The organism is Bacillus sp. IBL03825, assembly GCF_024712505.1.
GTDB lineage: Bacteria > Bacillota > Bacilli > Bacillales > Bacillaceae_G > Bacillus_A > Bacillus_A wiedmannii.
In genome coordinates this window covers 112,451-135,545 of the sequence record NZ_JAMXKE010000001.1, presented here as the reverse complement: position 1 = coordinate 135,545, position 23,095 = coordinate 112,451, and the positions used below count along the sequence as shown (strand labels likewise).

At 41.0% G+C, this 23,095-nt stretch carries 29 protein-coding genes; all 29 read right to left on the bottom strand.

The window, feature by feature from the left end; all coding sequences use genetic code 11:
* Nucleotides 1-16: 16 nt before the first annotated feature.
* The gene (gene secY, locus NHG49_RS00765; protein ID WP_000490119.1) at nt 17-1,318 is read right to left on the bottom strand and encodes a preprotein translocase subunit SecY; all 1,302 of its coding nucleotides are present in this window, start codon (nt 1,316-1,318) and stop codon (nt 17-19) included.
* Nucleotides 1,318-1,758, bottom strand: coding sequence for a 50S ribosomal protein L15 (gene rplO / locus NHG49_RS00760; protein ID WP_000766083.1), 441 nt, complete (start codon nt 1,756-1,758; stop codon nt 1,318-1,320). The genes secY and rplO overlap by 1 nt, the downstream gene beginning before the upstream one ends.
* A gap of 33 nt (nt 1,759-1,791) precedes the next feature.
* Entirely contained in the window at nt 1,792-1,974 is a 183-nt protein-coding gene (gene rpmD, locus NHG49_RS00755) for a 50S ribosomal protein L30 (protein ID WP_001085231.1), read from the bottom strand.
* A 13-nt stretch (nt 1,975-1,987) separates the two neighbouring features.
* Nucleotides 1,988-2,488: a 30S ribosomal protein S5 gene (gene rpsE, locus NHG49_RS00750; RefSeq protein WP_000554646.1), complete on the bottom strand. Its 501-nt coding sequence runs from the start codon at nt 2,486-2,488 to the stop codon at nt 1,988-1,990.
* Between the two features lie 21 nt (nt 2,489-2,509).
* Nucleotides 2,510-2,872, bottom strand: coding sequence for a 50S ribosomal protein L18 (rplR, locus tag NHG49_RS00745; protein ID WP_000628818.1), 363 nt, complete (start codon nt 2,870-2,872; stop codon nt 2,510-2,512).
* A gap of 31 nt (nt 2,873-2,903) precedes the next feature.
* Nucleotides 2,904-3,443: a 50S ribosomal protein L6 gene (gene rplF, locus NHG49_RS00740; RefSeq protein ID WP_064475101.1), complete on the bottom strand. Its 540-nt coding sequence runs from the start codon at nt 3,441-3,443 to the stop codon at nt 2,904-2,906.
* Between the two features lie 32 nt (nt 3,444-3,475).
* A complete protein-coding gene (gene rpsH, locus NHG49_RS00735) occupies nt 3,476-3,874 on the bottom strand; it encodes a 30S ribosomal protein S8 (RefSeq protein WP_000245511.1) in 399 nt (132 codons plus the stop codon).
* Nucleotides 3,875-3,903: 29 nt separating this feature from the next.
* The gene (rpsN, locus tag NHG49_RS00730) at nt 3,904-4,089 is read right to left on the bottom strand and encodes a 30S ribosomal protein S14 (protein ID WP_001085700.1); all 186 of its coding nucleotides are present in this window, start codon (nt 4,087-4,089) and stop codon (nt 3,904-3,906) included.
* A gap of 33 nt (nt 4,090-4,122) precedes the next feature.
* Complete coding sequence (gene rplE / locus NHG49_RS00725; protein WP_001080829.1) at nt 4,123-4,662, bottom strand: 50S ribosomal protein L5; 540 nt, start codon at nt 4,660-4,662, stop codon at nt 4,123-4,125.
* A 26-nt stretch (nt 4,663-4,688) separates the two neighbouring features.
* A complete protein-coding gene (rplX, locus tag NHG49_RS00720; protein WP_000558201.1) occupies nt 4,689-5,000 on the bottom strand; it encodes a 50S ribosomal protein L24 in 312 nt (103 codons plus the stop codon).
* A 38-nt stretch (nt 5,001-5,038) separates the two neighbouring features.
* Nucleotides 5,039-5,407: a 50S ribosomal protein L14 gene (rplN, locus tag NHG49_RS00715; protein ID WP_000615912.1), complete on the bottom strand. Its 369-nt coding sequence runs from the start codon at nt 5,405-5,407 to the stop codon at nt 5,039-5,041.
* Nucleotides 5,408-5,450: 43 nt separating this feature from the next.
* The gene (gene rpsQ, locus NHG49_RS00710; protein WP_000004106.1) at nt 5,451-5,714 is read right to left on the bottom strand and encodes a 30S ribosomal protein S17; all 264 of its coding nucleotides are present in this window, start codon (nt 5,712-5,714) and stop codon (nt 5,451-5,453) included.
* Nucleotides 5,715-5,734: 20 nt separating this feature from the next.
* A complete protein-coding gene (gene rpmC, locus NHG49_RS00705; RefSeq protein WP_000855718.1) occupies nt 5,735-5,935 on the bottom strand; it encodes a 50S ribosomal protein L29 in 201 nt (66 codons plus the stop codon).
* Nucleotides 5,925-6,359, bottom strand: a complete 435-nt coding sequence (gene rplP, locus NHG49_RS00700; protein ID WP_000928969.1) for a 50S ribosomal protein L16 — start codon at nt 6,357-6,359, stop codon at nt 5,925-5,927. Before rplP ends, rpmC begins: the two co-directional genes overlap by 11 nt.
* 1 nt (nt 6,360) lies before the next feature.
* The gene (gene rpsC, locus NHG49_RS00695; RefSeq protein ID WP_000529958.1) at nt 6,361-7,020 is read right to left on the bottom strand and encodes a 30S ribosomal protein S3; all 660 of its coding nucleotides are present in this window, start codon (nt 7,018-7,020) and stop codon (nt 6,361-6,363) included.
* Between the two features lie 3 nt (nt 7,021-7,023).
* A complete protein-coding gene (gene rplV, locus NHG49_RS00690) occupies nt 7,024-7,365 on the bottom strand; it encodes a 50S ribosomal protein L22 (protein WP_001148024.1) in 342 nt (113 codons plus the stop codon).
* 17 nt (nt 7,366-7,382) lie between these two features.
* Nucleotides 7,383-7,661 carry a 30S ribosomal protein S19 gene (gene rpsS / locus NHG49_RS00685; RefSeq protein ID WP_000124454.1) on the bottom strand — a complete coding sequence of 93 codons (279 nt, stop codon included), beginning with the start codon at nt 7,659-7,661 and terminating at the stop codon, nt 7,383-7,385.
* A 60-nt stretch (nt 7,662-7,721) separates the two neighbouring features.
* A complete protein-coding gene (rplB, locus tag NHG49_RS00680; RefSeq protein ID WP_000511583.1) occupies nt 7,722-8,552 on the bottom strand; it encodes a 50S ribosomal protein L2 in 831 nt (276 codons plus the stop codon).
* 28 nt (nt 8,553-8,580) lie between these two features.
* Nucleotides 8,581-8,871 carry a 50S ribosomal protein L23 gene (gene rplW / locus NHG49_RS00675; RefSeq protein WP_001205558.1) on the bottom strand — a complete coding sequence of 97 codons (291 nt, stop codon included), beginning with the start codon at nt 8,869-8,871 and terminating at the stop codon, nt 8,581-8,583.
* On the bottom strand, nt 8,871-9,494 hold the full coding sequence (gene rplD, locus NHG49_RS00670; RefSeq protein ID WP_001127258.1) for a 50S ribosomal protein L4: 624 nt from the start codon (nt 9,492-9,494) through the stop codon (nt 8,871-8,873). Before rplD ends, rplW begins: the two co-directional genes overlap by 1 nt.
* 25 nt (nt 9,495-9,519) lie before the next feature.
* The gene (gene rplC / locus NHG49_RS00665) at nt 9,520-10,152 is read right to left on the bottom strand and encodes a 50S ribosomal protein L3 (protein WP_000160209.1); all 633 of its coding nucleotides are present in this window, start codon (nt 10,150-10,152) and stop codon (nt 9,520-9,522) included.
* A gap of 34 nt (nt 10,153-10,186) precedes the next feature.
* Nucleotides 10,187-10,495 (bottom strand): 30S ribosomal protein S10, encoded by a 309-nt coding sequence (gene rpsJ / locus NHG49_RS00660; protein ID WP_001040595.1) that lies wholly within the window; start codon nt 10,493-10,495, stop codon nt 10,187-10,189.
* Between the two features lie 402 nt (nt 10,496-10,897).
* Nucleotides 10,898-12,088, bottom strand: a complete 1,191-nt coding sequence (gene tuf, locus NHG49_RS00655) for an elongation factor Tu (protein WP_001029616.1) — start codon at nt 12,086-12,088, stop codon at nt 10,898-10,900.
* A 117-nt stretch (nt 12,089-12,205) separates the two neighbouring features.
* Nucleotides 12,206-14,284 (bottom strand): elongation factor G, encoded by a 2,079-nt coding sequence (gene fusA / locus NHG49_RS00650; protein ID WP_000196381.1) that lies wholly within the window; start codon nt 14,282-14,284, stop codon nt 12,206-12,208.
* 208 nt (nt 14,285-14,492) lie between these two features.
* Complete coding sequence (gene rpsG, locus NHG49_RS00645) at nt 14,493-14,963, bottom strand: 30S ribosomal protein S7 (protein ID WP_001137489.1); 471 nt, start codon at nt 14,961-14,963, stop codon at nt 14,493-14,495.
* 29 nt (nt 14,964-14,992) lie between these two features.
* Entirely contained in the window at nt 14,993-15,415 is a 423-nt protein-coding gene (rpsL, locus tag NHG49_RS00640; RefSeq protein WP_001142341.1) for a 30S ribosomal protein S12, read from the bottom strand.
* Between the two features lie 114 nt (nt 15,416-15,529).
* Entirely contained in the window at nt 15,530-15,778 is a 249-nt protein-coding gene (locus NHG49_RS00635; RefSeq protein ID WP_000121828.1) for a 50S ribosomal protein L7ae-like protein, read from the bottom strand.
* A gap of 113 nt (nt 15,779-15,891) precedes the next feature.
* Nucleotides 15,892-19,503 (bottom strand): DNA-directed RNA polymerase subunit beta', encoded by a 3,612-nt coding sequence (gene rpoC / locus NHG49_RS00630; RefSeq protein WP_000567948.1) that lies wholly within the window; start codon nt 19,501-19,503, stop codon nt 15,892-15,894.
* Nucleotides 19,504-19,540: 37 nt separating this feature from the next.
* Nucleotides 19,541-23,074 carry a DNA-directed RNA polymerase subunit beta gene (rpoB, locus tag NHG49_RS00625; RefSeq protein ID WP_064475100.1) on the bottom strand — a complete coding sequence of 1,178 codons (3,534 nt, stop codon included), beginning with the start codon at nt 23,072-23,074 and terminating at the stop codon, nt 19,541-19,543.
* Between the last annotated feature and the right edge of the window lie 21 nt (nt 23,075-23,095).

Genomic DNA, 23,095 nt, shown 5'->3' with positions numbered 1-23,095 from the left:
GATTCTTCCCACTTACTCATTGCTTGATAAACCCTTTGTAATGGCGTTTTACCAGTTGGCTTTCTAGCTGCTTCATTGTTTCTAAAGCAACGCCGACAACGATTAACATACTCGTTCCACCAATCTGTGCAGATGGAGGAAGATTTCCCAATTTCGTAAAGATAACTGGTAAGATTGCAATCGCTGCTAGGAAAATTGATCCTACAAAGGTCAAACGATACAAGATTTTTGTTAGATATTGTTCCGTATTCTTACCCGGACGAATACCTGGAACATATCCACCTTGTTTGTTTAGATTCTCTGACATTTGCTCTGGATTAACCTGAACAAACGCATAGAAATATGTGAAGGCTACAATGAGCGCAACATATATGATCATTCCCACTGGGTGAGAATAGTTAAAGTTTGCAATGATCCACTGCGATACATCATGATTCGGGAAGAACTGTGCAATAGTTGGAGGCGTAATTAAGAATGAAACAGCAAAAATGACTGGAATAACACCCGCACTATTTACCTTAAGCGGTAAATGTGTGTTTTGTGCTCCAGCATGATTCCCATTCCCTCCTGTTACACGCTTCGCATATTGAATTGGGATCTTTCTAACAGCCTGTTGAATGAAAATAACACCAACAATAACCGCTAGCACAGCTAGTAAGATCAATGCAACTTTAACGATACTCATGAACAATTGATCTCCGATATTTTGAAACTGTTGTTGATACACTTGAGATATAACACTTGGGATCGCTGCGGCAATACCGCCAAAGATAAGGATGGAAATACCATTACCTACACCTTTAGCTGTAATCTGTTCACCTAACCACATTAAAAATGCAGTACCAGCAGTCAGTACCGTAGCAATGTATAAATAAGTGCTCCAACCAGGATTCAAAATTAATTGCCCACCTACCATACCGTTAAAACCGATTGACATACCAAACCCCTGAATAAACGCAAGAACAATTGTAAAATAACGCGTGAATTGCGTTAGTTTACGACGGCCCATTTCACCTTGCTTCGACCATTCCGAAAATTTAGGAACAACATCCATCTGCAATAATTGCACGATGATGGATGCTGTAATATACGGCATGATTCCCATCGCAAAGATGGAGAAGTTTTTCAAGGCGCCACCGCCAAATGTATTTAGGATACCTAAGGCATTTAATTGATCTTGTGCTTTCAGTACGTCTCCATTTGTAAATGGCACTGGGATAAACGTGCCAATCCTGAATACGATTAACATCGCTAAAGTGAATAATATTTTACGTCTTATCTCAGCAACGCGCATAAAGTTGGAGATTGTACGAAACATTAGATCACCTCAACTGATCCGCCAGCTGCTTCAATTGCTTCTTTAGCACTTGAAGAGAACTTGTGCGCTTTAACAGTTAATTTTTTCTCTACTGCGCCGCTTGCAAGAATTTTAACACCGTCGTTTAACTTGCTGATAACGCCAGTTTCCAGCAATAATTCAGGTGTTACTTCTGTACCATCTTCAAAACGATTTAACGTTGATAAGTTTACAATAGTAAACTCTTTACGGTTAATGTTTGTGAAGCCGCGTTTTGGTAAACGACGGAATAATGGAGTTTGACCACCTTCGAAGCCAAGACGAACACCGCCACCAGAACGTGCGTTTTGTCCTTTATGACCTTTACCAGCAGTTTTACCGTTACCAGAACCGATACCACGACCGACACGGTTACGTACTTTACGAGAACCTTCTGCAGGTTTTAATTCATGAAGTTTCATTCCCAGGCACCTCCTTATATTAATGAGTTATCCTTAAGCTTCTTTTACAGTTATAAGGTGAGAAACTTTGTTGATCATACCAAGAATAGCAGGAGTTTCTTCCTTAACTACAGTTGAATTCAACTTTTTAAGACCTAAAGCTTCTACCGTCGCACGTTGATCTTGTGGACGACCAATTACACTACGAGTGAGGGTAATTTCTAACTTTTTCGCCATTTGTTTTCCCTCCTTAACCTAGTAGCTCTTCTACAGATTTACCGCGTAATTTTGCAACATCTTCAGCGCGCTTAAGTTCGCTTAATCCGTTCACAGTAGCGCGAATCATGTTGATTGGTGTGTTAGAACCAAGAGATTTCGAAAGAATATCTTGTACACCAGCTAATTCAAGTACCGCACGAACAGGTCCACCAGCAATAACACCAGTACCTTCAGCAGCAGGTTTTAAGAATACTTCACCAGCTCCAAAATGACCGTTGATTGTGTGTGGAATTGTTGTACCAACTAATGGTACAGCGATTAAGTTTTTCTTAGCGTCTTCGATAGCTTTGCGGATTGCGTCTGGTACCTCTTGTGCTTTACCAGTACCGAATCCAACATGACCGTTTTTATCGCCAACTACAACTAGTGCAGCAAAGCGGAAACGACGACCACCCTTAACAACTTTCGCGACACGATTTATCGTAACTACACGTTCTTCAAGTTCTAATTTACTTGGGTCAATGCGATGCATCAATTTTCCCTCCTTTGACCATTAAAATTGTAATCCAGCCTCACGAGCAGCCTCAGCTAGAGCTTTAACACGGCCATGGTATAAGTAACCACCGCGATCGAATACTACTTCTTTAACGCCTTTCTCTACAGCACGCTTAGCAACTGATTCTCCTACTTTCGTAGCAGCTTCAGTATTGCTAGTACCGTTAAGAGCAAGGTCTTTATCAAGAGTAGATGCACTTACTAACGTTACACCATTTACATCATCAATAACTTGAGCGTAAATATGTTGGTTAGAACGGAACACGTTTAAACGTGGACGTTCTGCAGTACCAGTAAGTTTAGCACGTACACGTGCATGTCTTTTCTTACGAGTCGCATTTTTATCAGCTTTAGTGATCATTCTTGTCACTCCTTTCTCTCACCTAACGGGTTTACTTAGCAGTTTTACCTTCTTTACGACGAACAACTTCGCCTTCGTAACGAATACCTTTACCTTTATAAGGCTCAGGAGCACGTACAGCACGGATGTTAGCAGCAAATTCGCCAACACGTTGCTTGTCGATACCTTTGATTACGATTTTAGTTGGTACAGGTACTTCAACTTCAAGACCTGCTTCCGGAGTCATTTCTACTGGATGAGAATAACCTACGCTTAAAACAAGTTTATCTCCTTGTTTTTGAGCACGGTAACCAACACCGACTAATTCAAGTCCGCGTGCGAAACCTGCAGTTACACCTTCAACCATGTTTCCGATTAAAGCACGAGTTGTACCGTGTAATGCACGGTGTTCCTTCTGTTCAGATGGACGCTCAACTGTTAGTGTATTTTCTTCAATTTTGATAGACATATCAGCATTGAATTTACGAGTTAATTCACCTTTAGGGCCTTTTACTGTTACAGTATTGTCTTCTGCAATTGTAATAGTAACACCTGCAGGGATTTCAAGAATCTTTTTACCAATACGAGACATGTGGTCACACCTCCGTTCGTTTTAAATATATATTACCAAACGTATGCTACTACTTCTCCACCAGTTTGTAATTGACGAGCGTCTTTGTCTGTCATTACTCCCTTAGATGTAGAAACAAGAGCGATACCTAATCCGTTAAGTACACGTGGTACTTCATCAGCTTTAGCGTAAACGCGTAAGCCAGGTTTACTGATACGTTTTAATCCAGTGATTACACGTTCATTGTTTGCACCATATTTCAGGAAAATACGAAGGATACCTTGTTTGTTATCCTCGATGTATTCTACATCACGAATGAAACCTTCACGTTTTAAAAGTTCAGCGATCTCTTTTTTGATTTTAGAAGCAGGAACCTCTAATTTCTCATGACGTACCATGTTCGCATTACGGATGCGAGTAAGCATGTCTGCAATTGGATCTGTCATCACCATGTGTTTTACCTCCTTCCCATTTGTGGGTTTTACCAACTAGCTTTTTTAACACCAGGAATTTGACCTTTATATGCAAGTTCACGGAAACAAATACGGCAAAGCTTAAATTTGCGGTATACAGAATGCGGACGACCGCAGCGTTCGCAACGTGTATACTCTTGTACTTTAAACTTAGGAGTACGCTTTTGTTTCGCTATCATAGATTTTTTAGCCACGTTTTCGCCTCCTCTACTTAGCGTTGGCTTCCATTATTTTTGGAATGGCATACCGAATTGTGTTAAAAGTTCACGAGCTTCTTCATCAGTTTTCGCTGTAGTAACGATTACGATGTCCATACCGCGGACTTTGCTTACTTTATCATAATCGATCTCAGGGAAGATAAGTTGCTCTTTAACACCTAATGTGTAGTTCCCACGACCATCGAATGATTTCTTAGAAACACCACGGAAATCACGTACACGTGGTAAAGAAACTGATACTAATTTGTCGAAGAACTCATACATTTGCTCGCCGCGTAAAGTTACTTTCGCACCGATTGGCATACCTTCACGAAGACGGAAACCAGCGATTGATTTTTTAGCACGAGTTACAACAGGTTTTTGACCTGCGATTTGTGTTAATTCTTCTACTGCATTGTCTAAAGCTTTTGAGTTAGATACCGCGTCACCAACACCAGTGTTGATTACGATCTTTTCGATTTTCGGTACTTCCATCACAGATTTATAGTTAAACTTGCTCACTAGAGCAGGAGTAATTTCCTTTTGGAACTTCTCTTTAAGGCGATTCAATGAAGTGACCTCCTTTCTTAAGAAAATTATTTATCTAATAATTCACCAGATTTTTTTGCAATACGAACTTTTTTACCATCTTCTACTTTGAAGCCTACACGAGTAGGTTCACCTGTTTTCGGATCTAAAACCATAACGTTAGAAACGTGAATAGGTGCTTCTTTAGTAATAATTCCACCTTGTGGATTTAATTGAGATGGCTTAGAGTGTTTTTTAACGATGTTAACACCCTCAACGATAACACGGTTTTGCTTTGGGAAAGCCACAAGGATAACGCCTTGTTTTCCTTTGTCTTTTCCAGTGATTACCTGTACTTTATCACCTTTTTTTACATGCATCTTAATTCTGCACCTCCTTAGCAAGGCAATACCTTAAATTATAGAACTTCTGGAGCTAAAGAAACGATCTTCATGAAGTTGCTATCACGTAATTCACGAGCTACTGGTCCGAAGATACGAGTACCACGTGGGCTCTTATCGTCTTTGATGATAACCGCTGCGTTTTCATCAAATTTGATATAAGAACCGTCCGGACGACGAGCTCCGCTCTTCGTACGTACCACTACTGCTTTAACAACGTCACCTTTTTTAACAACGCCACCTGGTGTTGCTTGTTTTACCGTAGCAACGATAATGTCACCAATGTTAGCATATTTACGACCAGAGCCGCCTAATACTTTAATTGTTAAAAGTTCACGTGCACCAGAGTTGTCAGCAACTTTCAAACGAGATTCTTGTTGGATCATGTTATGAAACCTCCCTTCGGACTAAAAATTCCGATTCGTCTATTTAGATAATAACCGCTTCTTCAACGATTTCAACTAAACGGAAACGCTTAGTAGCAGAAAGCGGGCGAGTTTCCATGATTTTAACGATATCGCCAAGTTTCGCTTGGTTTTGCTCATCATGGGCTTTGTACTTCTTAGAATACTTAACACGTTTTCCGTACAAGGAATGAGTTTTGTAAGTTTCAACTAAAACTGTAATCGTTTTGTCCATTTTGTCAGACACAACACGACCAGTATAAACTTTGCGTTGGTTACGTTCGCTCACTATGCAAACCTCCCCTCAATTTATCGATTAATTCCGATCTCTCTTTCACGAACTACAGTTTTCATACGAGCAATTGCTTTACGCACTTCACGAATGCGAGTTGGATTCTCTAATTGTCCTGTAGCAAGTTGGAAGCGAAGATTGAACAATTCTTCCTTTAAAGCTTTAACTTTTGTTTCGATTTCGGCAGTGGTTAATTCACGAATATCATTAGTTTTCATTAGATTCACCACCATTTTCTTCACGTTTTACGAATTTACATTTCACAGGTAACTTGTGAGCTGCAAGACGTAATGCTTCGCGTGCTACCTCTTCAGATACACCCGCGATTTCGAACATAATTTTCCCAGGTTTTACTACTGCTACCCAGCCTTCTGGTGCCCCTTTACCGGAACCCATACGTACTTCTAGAGGTTTTGCAGTGTAAGGTTTAGAAGGGAAAATTTTAATCCATACTTTACCGCCACGTTTCATGTAACGAGTCATTGCACGACGAGCAGCTTCGATTTGACGGTTTGTAATCCATGAAGCAGCTTGTGCTTGTAAACCGAATTCACCGAAAGCAATTTCAGTTCCACCTTTTGCACGACCACGCATTTTACCACGATGCTCTCTACGATATTTTACGCGTTTTGGCATTAACATATTATTTTCCTCCTTCCTCAGAAGCTTTCTTTTTTGTAGGAAGGACTTCTCCACGGTAGATCCATACTTTTACGCCTAATTTACCGTATGTTGTATCAGCTTCAACTGCTGCATAGTCAATATCAGCGCGAAGTGTATGAAGTGGAACAGTTCCTTCACTGTAAGATTCTGCACGAGCGATATCAGCTCCGCCAAGACGACCAGAAACCTGTGTTTTAATACCTTTAGCACCTGCACGCATAGCACGTTGAATAACTTGCTTTTGTGCACGACGGAATGATACACGGTTTTCTAATTGACGAGCGATGTTTTCGCCTACTAATTTAGCGTTAAGATCAGCTCTCTTAACTTCTAAAATGTTGATGTGTACACGCTTGCCTGTTAATTGGTTAAGTGCTTTACGAAGTGCTTCAACTTCAGTACCACCTTTACCAATTACCATACCAGGTTTTGCAGTGTGAATTGTAACATTTACACGATTTGCTGCACGTTCGATTTCTACTTTAGCAACAGCAGAATCTTTTAAGCGTACAGTAATGTACTCACGGATTTTGATGTCTTCATGTAATAATGTAGCATAATCTTTCTCTGCGAACCAACGAGATTCCCAGTCACGGATAACGCCGACACGAAGACCAATTGGATTAACCTTTTGACCCATCGATTATCCCTCCTTCTTTTCTGATACCACAACTGTAATGTGGCTTGTGCGTTTGTTAATTTGGCTTGCACGACCCATTGCACGTGGACGGAAACGTTTCAACGTTGGACCTTCGTCAACGAAAACTTTTTCAACAACTAGGTTGTTAATATCCATCTCATAATTGTGCTCTGCATTTGCGATTGCAGATTTTAAAACTTTCTCTACAACTGGAGAAGCAGTTTTTGGTGTGTGGTTAAGGATAGCAATCGCTTCACCCACTTGCTTACCTCGGATTAAGTCTACTACTAAACGAACTTTACGAGGAGCAATACGAACTGTTCTCGCTACTGCTTTAGCTTGCATTGAAGTGCCTCCTCTCATTATCTTCTAGTTTTCTTATCGTCAGCAAGGTGACCTTTATACGTACGAGTTGGTGCGAATTCACCTAACTTATGGCCAACCATATCCTCAGTGATGTATACAGGTACGTGTTTACGACCATCATATACAGCGATTGTGTGTCCGATGAACTGAGGGAAGATTGTTGAACGGCGAGACCAAGTTTTAACAACTTGTTTTTGCTCAGATGCAACTAATTTTTCCATTTTGCTCATTAAGTGATCATCGACAAATGGTCCTTTTTTTAAGCTACGAGCCATTTTGGTGCCTCCCTTCGTGATTGGCGTACGGTTCTAGAAATGAACCGTACTACAATCCCATTATTTTTTACGACGACGAACGATGAATTTGTCAGACGCTTTGTTTTTCTTACGAGTCTTGAATCCAAGAGTTGGTTTACCCCATGGAGACATTGGAGACTTACGTCCGATTGGAGAACGTCCTTCACCACCACCGTGTGGGTGATCAACCGGGTTCATTACAGAACCACGAACTGTTGGGCGTTTACCTAACCAGCGAGAGCGACCTGCTTTACCGATTTTGATAAGTTCGTGTTGTTCGTTACCTACTTGACCGATTGAAGCGCGACAAGCAGATAATACAAGACGTACTTCACCAGAAGTTAAACGTACAAGTACGTATTTACCTTCTTTACCAAGTACTTGAGCAGATGTACCAGCAGAACGAACTAATTGTCCGCCACGACCAGGCTTAAGCTCGATATTATGAACAACAGTACCTACTGGAATGTTGATTAATGGTAATGCGTTACCGATTTTGATGTCAGCTTCTGGGCCAGACATAACTTCCATACCTACTTCTAAAGATTTAGGAGCAAGAATGTAACGTTTTTCACCGTCAACGTAGTTAATTAATGCGATATTCGCAGAGCGGTTTGGATCGTATTCGATCGTAGCAACGCGTCCTGGAATTCCATCTTTGTTACGCTTAAAGTCGATGATACGGTATTGACGCTTATGTCCGCCACCTTGATGACGTACAGTAATTTTACCTTGGTTATTACGACCAGCCTTCTTGCTTAAAGGAGCAAGTAATGACTTTTCTGGTCTGTCAGTCGTGATTTCAGCGAAATCATTCGTAGTCATATTACGACGACCGTTAGTAGTTGGATTATACTTTTTAATTCCCATCTCAATTTCCCTCCTTCTTTAGTAAGAATTAAACGCCTTGGAAGATTTCGATTTCTTTGCTGTCAGCAGTTAGCTTAACGATTGCTTTACGACGACGGCTAGTAAAACCAGCGTGACGACCAACGCGTTTTGCTTTCGGCTTGTAGTTCATGATGTTCACTTTTTCTACTTTAACACCAAAGATCGCTTCAAGAGCATCTTTAACTTCTGTTTTATTAGATTTAACGTCCACATCGAACGTGTATTTTTTTTCAGCCATCATTTCCATAGAACGTTCAGTGATAACTGGGCGCTTAATGATATCACGAGGATCTCTCATTATGCAAGCACCTCCTCTACTTTTTCCACTGCCGCTTTTGTCATGATTAGCTTATCATGATGAAGCACGTCTAAAACGTTTACGCCATCAGCAGTGATTACTGTTACTCCAGGGATATTGCGAGCAGATAACTCTACAGATTCGTTTGCATCAGCAGTTACGATAAGAGCTTTCTTCTCAACAGTTAATCCTTTAAGTACTGCTAGCATGTCTTTTGTTTTTGGTGCATTTAACACTAGGTCTTCAAGAACTACAATGTTGTTCTCAACTACTTTAGTAGCTAATGCAGATTTGATTGCTAAACGACGAACCTTCTTAGGAAGTTTGTACGCATAGCTTCTTGGTGTAGGTCCGAATACCGTACCACCACCACGCCATTGAGGAGAGCGGATAGACCCTTGACGAGCACGTCCAGTTCCTTTTTGACGCCATGGTTTACGACCACCACCACGAACTTCAGAACGAGTTTTTACTTTGTGTGTACCTTGACGTAAAGATGCACGTTGCATCATTACAGCTTCGAAAAGTACAGCTTCATTTGGTTCGATACCGAAAATAGCTTCAGCTAATTCGATTTCACCAACCTGTGAACCAGTTTGGTTATATACAGTAACTTTTGGCATTGGAATTCCTCCTTCCTATTGTGAATTATTTGCTAACCTTCACAGCGCCTTGAACAACTACAAGAGATTTCTTAGCACCTGGAACGTTACCTTTTACTAGTAATAAGTTGCGCTCAGTGTCAACTTGAACGATTTCTAAGTTTTGGATAGTAACTTGGTCTCCACCCATACGTCCAGCAAGTTTTTTGCCTTTGAATACACGGTTCGGAGCAACTGGGCCCATTGAACCTGGACGACGGTGATAGCGAGAACCATGAGACATAGGTCCGCGAGATTGTCCGTGGCGTTTGATAACACCTTGGAAACCTTTACCTTTAGAAATTCCTGTTACGTCAACGATTTCACCTGCAGCGAAAACTTCAACTTTTACCTCTTGACCAACCTCTAATCCGTCCACGTCTGCATCGCGGATTTCGCGAATGAAGCGCTTAGGAGTTGTAGATGCTTTAGCAGTGTGGCCTTGTTCAGGTTTGTTAGTTAACTTTTCACGTTTATCTTCAAATCCTAACTGGATTGCATTGTAGCCATCAGTTTCAGTTGTTTTCTTTTGAAGAACAACGTTTGGATTAGCAGCGATAACTGTTACTGGGATTAACTCACCGTTCTCAGCAAATACTTGAGTCATACCGATCTTTCTTCCTAAGATTCCTTTGGTCATGAGTTACACCTCCTACATTTTTAAGTTATATGAATTATAGTTTGATTTCGATATCTACACCAGACGGTAAGTCTAAACGCATTAATGAATCTACTGTTTGTGGAGTAGGACTCACGATATCGATTAAACGTTTGTGTGTGCGCATTTCGAATTGCTCACGAGAATCTTTGTACTTATGAACAGCACGAAGAATTGTGTAAATAGTCTTCTCAGTTGGTAATGGGATCGGACCAGAAACTGTTGCCCCAGAACGCTTAGCTGTTTCTACAATTTTCTCAGCTGATTGATCAAGAATACGGTGATCATAAGCTTTTAAACGGATACGAATTTTTTCTTTTGCCATTATTTTCCCTCCTTCGTTCGCCTATTTCTAAAATAGACCTTCTCCATGGAAATTTCCCCACACCATGCCATGGCAAAGCGGCCGGGTGTGTCAGCAACCTTCCACTTCATCGCAGTCAAAGACCAACATTGTTTATTATACAATGTTATTCGTCTAGATGCAAGCATCTTTTTGTTTGCATCTGCTTTTCTCTACTTTTGCTATTATACATGGCACTTTAAAGAATTTCAAGTTTTCATCTGCTCTTATTCAACTTACAGTTTATGGATGTTACTTCTTGTTTTATATACTATAGAAGAAACTCATTCAAAGATAGAAAACACACCTCTTCCTTCTATATTAATAAACAATAAAAAAACTCAAGGGAGAATCCCTTGAGTTTTTTAATAATCTATTTAAAGATTACTCAGCAACGATTGTAGCAACTACACCGTAACCTACTGTACGTCCACCTTCACGAATAGAGAATTTAGTTCCCTCTTCGATAGCGATTGGAGCGATAAGTTCGATAGTCATTTCGATGTTGTCACCAGGCATTACCATTTCAGTACCTTCTGGTAATTGGATGATACCAGTTACGTCAGTTGTACGGAAGTAGAACTGAGGACGGTAGTTAGCGAAGAATGGAGTGTGACGTCCACCTTCTTCTTTAGATAATACGAAAACTTCAGCTTTGAATTTAGCGTGAGCTTTTACAGAGCCAGTTTTAGCAAGAACTTGTCCACGTTGGATGTCTTCACGAGCAACCCCACGAAGTAAAGCACCGATGTTGTCTCCAGCTTGAGCTTGGTCAAGAAGTTTACGGAACATCTCTACACCAGTTACAGTTGTAGAAGCATTTTCTTCAGCAAGACCGATGATTTCTACTACGTCACCAACTTTAACGATTCCGCGCTCTACACGACCAGTTGCAACTGTACCACGACCTGTGATAGAGAATACATCCTCGATAGGCATTAAGAATGGTTTGTCAGTTTCACGTTCTGGAGTTGGGATGTAAGCATCAACTTCAGTCATTAATTCAATGATTTTTGCTTCCCAATCAGCTTCTCCTTGAAGAGCTTTAAGAGCAGAACCTTTGATTACAGGAATGTCGTCGCCTGGGAATCCGTATTCAGATAATAGGTCGCGAACTTCCATTTCTACTAATTCTAATAATTCTTCGTCGTCTACCATGTCGCATTTGTTTAAGAATACAACGATGTAAGGAACACCTACTTGACGAGAAAGAAGGATGTGCTCACGTGTTTGAGGCATTGGGCCATCAGCAGCAGATACTACTAAGATACCGCCGTCCATTTGAGCAGCACCAGTGATCATGTTTTTAACATAGTCAGCGTGACCTGGGCAGTCAACGTGTGCATAGTGACGAGTTTCAGTTTCGTACTCAACGTGTGCAGTTGAGATTGTGATTCCGCGCTCTCTTTCTTCTGGAGCAGCGTCGATTTGATCGTATCCGCGTGCTTCAGCACCACCAGCTTTTGCAAGAACTGTAGTGATCGCAGCAGTTAATGTAGTTTTACCATGGTCAACGTGGCCGATTGTACCGATGTTAACATGGGGTTTAGAACGTTCGAATTTAGCTTTAGCCATTCTAAATTCCTCCTTAGTTTATATAGGTTATTTTATATTTAGACTAGAAAGTGAAACTTACGTCCCACTTTCTAAGCTTACATAAGTAGTTATACTTGAACAATCGATAAAAATCAATTATTCACCTTTATTTTTTTTAATAATTTCTTCAGAAACAGACTTCGGTACTTCTTCATAATGATCAAATGTCATTGAGAATGTTCCGCGTCCTTGAGTGTTAGAACGTAATGCCGTTGCATAACCGAACATTTCAGAAAGTGGAACCATAGCGCGAACAACTTGTGCGTTACCGCGAGCTTCCATACCTTCTACACGTCCACGGCGAGATGTTACGTCGCCCATAATGTCACCCATGTACTCTTCAGGAATTACAACTTCAACTTTCATCATTGGCTCAAGAATTACTGGGCTACATTTAGAAACCGCAGCTTTAAGTGCCATAGATGCAGCGATTTTGAACGCCATCTCAGATGAATCGACATCATGGTAAGATCCGTCAACTAACGCAGCTTTGATGTCAACTAGTGGATAACCAGCTAGTACACCATTTTTAAGTGAGTCTTCAAGACCCGCTCCAACAGCTGGGATGTATTCACGTGGAACTACACCACCGACGATTTTGTTTTGGAATTCAAAACCTTTACCTTCTTCATTAGGTTCAAACTCAATCCAAACGTGACCGAATTGTCCACGACCACCAGATTGACGAGCGAACTTACCTTCAACTTTCGCAGCAGCGCGGAAAGTCTCACGGTATGCTACCTGAGGAGCACCAACGTTTGCTTCCACTTTGAATTCACGGCGCATACGGTCAACGATGATATCAAGGTGAAGTTCACCCATACCAGCGATGATTGTTTGGCCAGTTTCTTGGTCAGTGTGAGCACGGAATGTTGGATCTTCTTCAGAAAGCTTAGATAATGCTGTACCCATTTTATCTTGGTCAGCTTTAGATTTTGGTTCGATAGCTACAGAGATAACTGGCTCTGGGAATTCCATAGACTCAAGGATAACAAGACTCTTCTCATCACAAAGAGTATCACCAGTAGTAGTATCTTTTAAACCTACAGCAGCAGCGATATCACCAGCATAAACTGTTGAAATCTCTTCACGGCTGTTAGCGTGCATTTGTAGGATACGACCTACACGCTCACGCTTACCTTTAGTTGAGTTTTTCACGTATGATCCAGAGTTTAACACACCAGAATACACACGGAAGAACGTTAACTTACCAACATAAGGATCAGTCATGATTTTGAATGCTAAAGCTGCGAATGGTTCTTCATCGCTAGACTTACGTTCGATTTCTTCATCTGTATCCGGAAGAGTACCTTTAATAGCTGGTACATCTAATGGAGATGGTAGGTAGTCGATAACTGCGTCTAACAGAATTTGAACACCTTTATTTTTGAATGCAGAACCACAGATTACTGGGAAGAATTCTACAGAAGTTGTAGCCTTACGGATACCAGCTTTAAGCTCTTCTACAGTGATTTCTTCACCTTCTAGGTACTTCATCATCATTTCTTCATCAAGCTCAGCTACCGCTTCAATAAGCTTTCCACGGTATTCTGCAGCTAATTCTTTGTGCTCTTCAGGAATTTCAACACGCTCGATGTCTGTTCCTAAATCGTTACCGTACATGTAAGCACATTCTTCAACAAGGTCAATGATACCATTGAACTCATCTTCAGCACCGATTGGTAACTGAATTGGGTGTGCGTTTGCTTGTAAACGATCGTGGATTGTTCCTACAGAGTATAAGAAATCCGCACCAATCTTATCCATTTTGTTAACGAATACGATACGAGGTACACCGTAAGTAGTAGCCTGACGCCAAACAGTTTCTGTTTGTGGTTCTACACCAGATTGTGCATCAAGTACTGCTACCGCACCATCAAGTACGCGTAAAGAACGTTCTACTTCTACTGTGAAGTCTACGTGTCCTGGAGTGTCAATGATGTTTACACGGTGACCTTTCCATTGAGCTGTAGTTGCAGCAGAAGTAATTGTGATACCACGCTCTTGCTCTTGCTCCATCCAGTCCATCTGAGATGCACCTTCATGAGTTTCACCGATTTTATGAATACGTCCTGTATAATACAGAATACGCTCAGTTGCTGTTGTTTTACCAGCATCGATGTGAGCCATGATACCAATATTACGAGTGTTTTCTAAAGAGAACTCTCTTGTCATTTGGTGTCTTGCTCCTTCCATATATGGATTGGATTTTTTTATTTTAAGTAGCAAAAAAGCCACTTTATATTGTTACACATGTCAGTATGTCCAGTACCCTCATTATGTAAAACGAGCGCCCAACGAAAGGGAGAGGCATTCTCCCTCTCCACACTTCCATAAGCGACAAATAAAGCGGTTTATGCTTACATTTATTTTACGTTGAATCCTACCAACGGTAATGAGCAAATGCTTTGTTAGCTTCTGCCATTTTATGAGTGTCTTCACGTTTCTTAACAGATGCACCAGCGTTGTTAGCTGCATCTAAGATTTCGTAAGCTAGACGCTCTTCCATAGTTTTTTCACCACGAAGACGAGCATAGTTTACTAACCAGCGAAGACCTAAAGTTGTACGGCGTTCTGGACGAACCTCAACTGGAACTTGGTAGTTAGCACCACCAACACGACGAGCACGTACTTCAAGAACAGGCATGATGTTCTTAAGAGCTTGCTCGAATACTTCCATAGGGTCTTTATCTGAACGTTCACGAACGATATCGAAAGCGTTATAAAGAATTGTTTGAGATTTACCTTTTTTACCGTCAACCATCATTTTGTTGATAAGGCGTGTTACTAGCTTAGACTTGTACATTGGATCTGGTAACACGTCACGTTTCGCAACAGGTCCTTTACGAGGCATATTGAGTTCCTCCTTTCATTATAAATTTATTATTTTTTAGCAGGTTTTGGTCGCTTAGTACCATATTTAGAACGTCCTTGCATACGTTTGTCAACACCAGCTGTATCAAGCGCACCACGAACGATGTGGTAACGTACCCCTGGTAAATCCTTTACTCGACCACCGCGAATTAATACTACGCTATGCTCTTGTAGGTTATGACCGATACCTGGGATGTAAGCTGTAACCTCGATACCGTTTGTTAAACGTACACGAGCGTATTTACGTAACGCTGAGTTAGGTTTCTTTGGAGTCATTGTACCAACACGAGTACATACACCACGTTTTTGAGGTGCAGAGATATCAGTTGATTTTTTCTTTAAAGAGTTGAACCCTTTGTTTAACGCAGGTGATTTAGATTTCCATACTTTATCAGTACGACCATTTCTCACTAATTGGTTAATAGTAGGCATTTGATTATCCTCCCTTCGCATGTTTGTATGACCACATATCCAGGTGGTTCATTATTAGTTGAAAACAAAGTTTTTGCAAGGGAGAGCAAATGCTCTCTCCTCACAAAAACAGTTTTAACTTATTATTCCTATTGCTGAAGCTCCCACTTGAATCCCCGAAACTTTTCCAAGCTTACGAACTGATTCAACTTTGGTTATGGGTATGTTATGTTGCAAGGCGGTACGAATAATCATATGGGTTAACCGCATATCAGCATCTTCCGCAATAACAACTTCTTTAACTATACCATTTTTGATTGCCTCCAATGTGCGTTTATGACCAACGACTACATTTTCAGCATTTGACACTTTTTGATAAGACATATAAATATCCTCCAAAGCATCGTTCAGGAGCAACCTTGATTATAGTAACATTTTGACTCATACAATGTCAACTAGGATTAACTGTTTTTATACAAAATTTACGACGGAAAATTTTACTGTTCCACATAAACTTCATCGTTTTCTACATTCATGTCACCTTGTGTTGTTTTTACAAGATCCACTTTGCGATAACGATTCATACCTGTTCCAGCAGGAACAAGTTTACCGATAATAACATTTTCTTTCAATCCTAGAAGCTCATCGCGTTTACCCTTAATCGCTGCATCAGTTAAGACACGTGTCGTTTCTTGGAACGATGCTGCAGATAAGAATGAATCAGTTTCAAGTGAAGCTTTTGTAATACCAAGTAGAACAGGTCTAGCCGTTGCTGGTTGTTTACCTTTCAGTAACACCTTCGCATTTGCATCAGTAAACTGATGGATATCTAGTAGTGTTCCTGGTAATACATCTGTTTCACCCGCATCACTTACACGAACTTTACGTAACATTTGACGTACCATTACTTCTACGTGTTTGTCACCAATTTCTACCCCTTGCATACGGTATACTTTTTGAACTTCACGTAGTAAGTATTCTTGAACCGCCGTAATGTCCGTTACTTTTAGTAATTCTTTCGGATCAATAGAACCTTCTGTTAACTCTTTACCGTGGCTAATTGGCTGTCCTAGAGTTACTTTCAGACGCGCACCGTAAGGAATAGCATACGTACGAGCTTCAACTTCACCCTGTACAACTACTTCTTGGCGATCTTTAACATCGTTAATCGCTGCGATAACACCATCGATTTCACTGATAACTGCCTGACCTTTCGGGTTACGAGCTTCGAAGATCTCTTGGATACGAGGTAAACCTTGAGTGATATCATCTCCGGCAACCCCACCTGTATGGAACGTACGCATCGTTAACTGTGTACCTGGCTCACCGATAGATTGAGCTGCGATAATACCTACCGCTTCTCCTACTTCTACGTCTGTACCAGTTGCTAAGTTACGACCGTAACACTTCTTACATACACCGTGGCGAGTGTTACACGTGAACGCTGAACGAATGTTTACAGTTTCAACACCCGAATTTTCAACGATATGAGCAATATCTTCAGTAATTAGTTGGTTTTCACTAACTAATACTTCACCTGTTTCAGGATGTTTTACAGTTTTTCTTGCAAAACGTCCAACAAGACGATCATATAATGACTCAATTACTTCATTACCCTCTTTAATCGCACCAATTAATAGACCACGATCTGTTCCACAATCATCTTCACGGACAATTACATCTTGTGCAACGTCTACAAGACGACGTGTTAAGTAACCAGAATCGGCAGTTTTAAGTGCTGTATCGGCAAGACCTTTACGCGCACCATGCGTAGAGATGAAGTACTCAAGTACTGTTAAACCTTCACGGAAACTTGATTTAATTGGAAGTTCGATAATACGACCAGATGGATTGGCCATCAGACCACGCATACCAGCAAGCTGAGTAAAGTTCGATGCGTTACCACGGGCACCGGAATCACTCATCATGAAGATTGGGTTGCGTTTATTCAAGGATTTCATCAGTTTTCCTTGGATAACATCTTTTGCATTACTCCAAATAGAGATAACGCGATCGTAACGTTCTTCTTCCGTGATTAAACCGCGACGGAATTGTTTAATTACATTATCTACTTTTGCTTGTGCTTCATGGAGAATTTCATCTTTTTCGCCTAATACAAGAATGTCAGATACCCCAACTGTAATACCAGCTTTTGTAGAGTACTTAAATCCTAAGTTTTTCATGCGGTCAAGCATGCGAGATGTTTCCGTAATTTGGAAACGTTTGAATACTTCCGCAATGATGTTACCAAGGATCTTCTTGCTAAATGGCGCCACTTCTTCGCGACTAGCAATAATTTCTTTAATGTTCGCACCTTTTTCAACGAAATACTCCGCTGGTGTTTCTTTTTCAAGGTTTGAGTTTGTCGGTTCATTAATATAAGGGAACGACTCTGGTAAGATTTCGTTAAATATTAATTTACCAACTGTTGTTAATAGAAGCTTACCTTTTTGCTCTTCAGTAAATGTTACATTATTTACTGAACTTGCAGCAACTGCAACACGTGTGTGCAGATGTACATATCCATTTTGGTATGCAAGTATTGCTTCGTTTGCATCTTTGAAGACCATACCTTCACCGATTGCGCCTTCACGCTCAAGTGTTAAGTAGTAGTTACCTAATACCATATCCTGAGATGGAGTAACAACTGGTTTTCCGTCTTTTGGATTCAAGATGTTTTGTGCCGCTAACATAAGAATACGAGCTTCTGCTTGTGCCTCTGATGATAACGGTACGTGAACTGCCATTTGGTCACCGTCAAAGTCCGCGTTGTATGCAGTACATACAAGTGGGTGAAGACGAATTGCGCGACCTTCTACTAATGTAGGTTCAAACGCCTGGATACCAAGACGGTGAAGTGTTGGTGCGCGGTTTAGAAGTACTGGATGCTCTTTGATCACAGATTCTAAAACGTCCCAAACTTCAGGTTGTACACGCTCGATTTTACGTTTAGCACTCTTAATGTTGTGTGCTAAACCTTTTCCAACTAACTCTTTCATAACGAAAGGCTTAAACAATTCAAGCGCCATTTCTTTTGGTAATCCACATTGGTACATCTTTAAGTTCGGTCCTACAACGATTACAGAACGGCCAGAGTAGTCAACACGTTTACCTAATAAGTTTTGACGGAAACGTCCTTGTTTACCTTTAAGCATGTGAGATAGTGATTTTAATGGACGGTTACCTGGTCCAGTAACTGGACGGCCACGGCGACCATTATCGATTAATGCGTCTACAGCTTCTTGTAACATACGTTTTTCGTTTTGAACGATGATGCTTGGTGCACCTAAGTCCAATAGACGTTTTAAACGATTATTACGGTTAATTACACGACGGTATAAGTCGTTTAAGTCAGAAGTAGCAAAACGTCCACCATCCAACTGTACCATTGGGCGTAGTTCTGGTGGGATAACTGGAAGAACATCTAGGATCATCCAAGATGGGTGATTTCCAGAGTTACGGAATGCTTCTAATACTTCTAGACGTTTAATAGCACGAGTACGGCGTTGTCCTTGCGCTGTTTTTAATTCTTCTTTTAAGAAGTCTACTTCTTTATCTAAATCGATGTCTTGTAGTAGCTTTTTAATCGCTTCCGCACCCATAGCAGCTTGGAATGTGCTACCATATCGATCACGATATGCACGGTATTCTTTTTCAGAAAGTAATTGCTTCTTATCAAGTGGTGTATCTCCACTTTCTGTTACAACATAAGAAGCGAAATAAATTACTTCTTCAAGCGCGCGAGGGGACATGTCTAAGACAAGTCCCATGCGGCTCGGGATACCTTTGAAATACCAAATATGAGATACAGGAGCAGCTAATTCGATATGACCCATACGTTCACGACGAACTTTTGCACGCGTTACTTCAACGCCACATCGATCACAAACTACACCTTTATAACGTACACGTTTGTATTTTCCGCAATGACATTCCCAGTCCTTTTGTGGTCCGAAAATACGCTCACAGAACAAGCCATCTTTTTCAGGCTTTAACGTACGATAGTTAATTGTTTCTGGTTTCTTAACTTCACCGTATGACCAAGAACGAATCTTGTCAGGTGAAGCAAGTCCAATCTTCATATATTCAAAGTTATTTACATCTATCAAGGGGCCTACCTCCCTTTTAGTCTACAGGTTATCCCAATTATTCTTTAGTTGCCTCAACTTCGACATTCAATTTATCTGCTGATTGATGATCATCGTCATCTTCTGTATCACGCATTTCGATTTCTTTATCGTCGCTAGACATCATTTTAACGTCCATACCTAAACTTTGCAGCTCTTTAATCAATACTTTGAATGATTCAGGAACGCCTGGTTCTGGAACATTTTCGCCTTTAACAATTGCTTCATACGTCTTAACACGTCCAACAACATCATCAGACTTCACTGTTAAGATTTCTTGAAGAGTATAAGCAGCACCGTAAGCTTCAAGTGCCCAAACCTCCATCTCACCGAAACGCTGTCCACCGAACTGAGCTTTACCTCCAAGAGGCTGCTGCGTTACAAGTGAGTATGGTCCAGTAGAACGAGCATGAAGTTTATCGTCAACCATGTGCGCAAGTTTGATCATATACATGACACCAACAGATACGCGGTTATCGAATGGTTCACCAGTACGTCCGTCATACAGGATTGTTTTCGCGTCATTTGCCATACCAGCTTCTTCAATCGTGCCCCAAACATCTTCCTCACGAGCACCATCGAATACTGGTGTTGCAATGTGAATACCAAGGTATCTTGCTGCCATACCAAGATGAAGCTCTAATACCTGACCGATATTCATACGAGATGGTACCCCTAATGGGTTTAACATGATATCGATTGGCGTACCGTCTGGTAAGTAAGGCATATCTTCTTCTGGTAAAATACGAGAGATAACACCTTTGTTACCGTGACGTCCGGCCATCTTGTCACCTTCAGAGATTTTACGTTTTTGAACGATATATGCACGTACAAGTTGATTCACGCCTGGTGGCAATTCATCGCCATCTTCACGGTTGAATACTTTTACGTCTAAGATAATACCGCCACCACCGTGTGGTACACGTAGTGATGTATCACGTACTTCACGTGCTTTTTCTCCAAAGATAGCATGTAATAGACGTTCTTCAGCTGTTAATTCTGTTACACCTTTAGGTGTTACTTTACCAACAAGTAAATCTCCATCTTTTACTTCCGCACCAACGCGAATGATACCGCGCTCGTCAAGGTTGCGTAATGCATCTTCCCCAACGTTTGGAATGTCACGTGTAATTTCTTCTGGTCCAAGCTTCGTATCACGAGCTTCTGACTCATATTCTTCAATATGAATAGAAGTGTACACATCATCTTTTACAAGGCGCTCACTCATAATGATCGCATCCTCGTAGTTATAACCGTCCCAAGTCATGAAGCCAACAAGCACGTTACGTCCAAGTGCTAGTTCACCTAATTCCATAGAAGGACCATCCGCAAGAATCTCACCTTTTACAACTTCATTTCCAACACTTACGATTGGACGTTGGTTGTAGCAAGTTCCTTGGTTAGAACGAATGAATTTTTGCATTTTGTAGCGATCTAAGTCGCCTTTTACTGTTTGACCGTCAACTTCTACATAGCGACGTACCCAAACTTCACGTGCTTCTACGCGTTCAACAACACCAGGATGTTTACAGATTACTGCAGCACCTGAGTCTTTTGCTGATACGTACTCCATACCTGTACCTACAATCGGAGATTCCGGATTCATTAACGGAACCGCCTGACGTTGCATGTTCGCTCCCATAAGTGCGCGGTTAGAGTCATCGTTTTCTAAGAACGGAATACAAGCTGTCGCTGCCGACACTACTTGTTTTGGAGATACATCCATGTAGTCGATGCGTTCTTTATTTGTGACAATGTTTTCACCACGGAAACGAGCTACGATATCTTCGCTAAGGAATTCTCCTTCTTCAGATAATTTCATATTCGCTTGGGCTACAACATAATTATCTTCTTCATCTGCTGTTAAGTAATCAACCTGCCCTGTTACAAGACCAGATTCTGGATCAACACGACGGTATGGTGTTTCAATGAAACCAAACTCATTTACTTTCGCGAACGATGATAATGAGTTAATCAAACCGATGTTTGGTCCCTCTGGTGTTTCAATCGGACACATACGACCATAGTGAGAGTAGTGAACGTCACGCACTTCAAAGCCTGCGCGCTCACGCGTTAAACCACCGGGTCCTAATGCAGATAGTCTTCGTTTGTGAGTTAACTCTGCTAATGGGTTTGTTTGATCCATGAACTGAGATAACTGAGAACTTCCGAAGAACTCTTTAATAGATGCAATAACCGGGCGAATGTTAATTAACGCTTGTGGTGTAATTGCATTTGTATCTTGAATCGACATTCTCTCACGAACAACACGTTCCATACGAGAAAGACCGATACGGAATTGATTTTGTAATAGTTCTCCAACAGAACGCAGACGACGGTTTCCTAAATGGTCGATATCATCTGTATCCCCCACTTTGTATAGTAGGTTGAAGAAGTAACTGATAGAAGCAAGGATATCACCTGGTGTGATGTGTTTTACATCGCGAGTAATATTTGCATTACCAATTACATTAATTACGCGTTCGCCTTCTGACTCAGGAGCATAAATCTTAATAGATTGCAGCTCAACATCGCCTTCTACCACTCCACCCATTGGTTTCGCTGTTTTGAATCCAATGTTTTTCTCTAAGTAAGGTAAAATGCGATCAAGTGTACGACGATCTAAGATTGTTCCTTCTGCCGCTAAAATTTCACCAGTTTCTGGATCCACTAATGTTTCAGCTAAACGTTGATTAAACAATCTGTTTTTAATGTGTAGCTTTTTGTTGATCTTATAGCGACCTACATTTGCTAAATCATAGCGCTTCGGATCAAAGAAACGAGACACAAGTAAGCTCTTTGCATTTTCTACTGTTGGTGGTTCACCAGGGCGTAGACGCTCATAAATTTCAAGCAATGCTTTCTCTGTGCTATCTGTGTTGTCTTTTTCTAATGTGTTGCTTAAGTATTCGTTATCACCTAAAAGCTCGGTGATTTCTTGATCAGAGCCAAACCCTAATGCGCGTAACAAAACAGTTACAGGAAGTTTACGCGTACGGTCAATACGCACATATACAACATCCTTAGCATCTGTTTCATACTCTAACCAAGCTCCGCGGTTTGGAATTACAGTAGCAGTAAAACCACGTTTTCCGTTTTTATCCACTTTGCCACTATAGTATACGCTTGGAGAGCGAACTAACTGGGAAACGATAACACGTTCTGCACCGTTAATTACGAATGTTCCAGTCTCTGTCATGAGTGGGAAATCTCCCATGAACACATCTTGTTCTTTTACTTCACCAGTTTCCTTGTTGATTAGACGCACTTTTACACGAAGTGGTGCTGCATACGTCACATCACGCTCTTTGCATTCGTCTACAGAGTATTTAGGTTCACCTAAGCTGTAGTCGATAAATTCAAGCGATAGATTTCCCGTAAAGTCTTCGATCGGAGAAATGTCCTGGAACATTTCTCGCAAACCCTCATCAAGAAACCACTGATAAGAAGAGGTTTGAATTTCGATAAGATTTGGTAACTCTAATACTTCACTAATACGGGCATAACTTCTTCGTTGGCGGTGGCGTCCGTATTGAACTAGTTGACCTGTCAACTGCTTCACCCCTCAAATCAT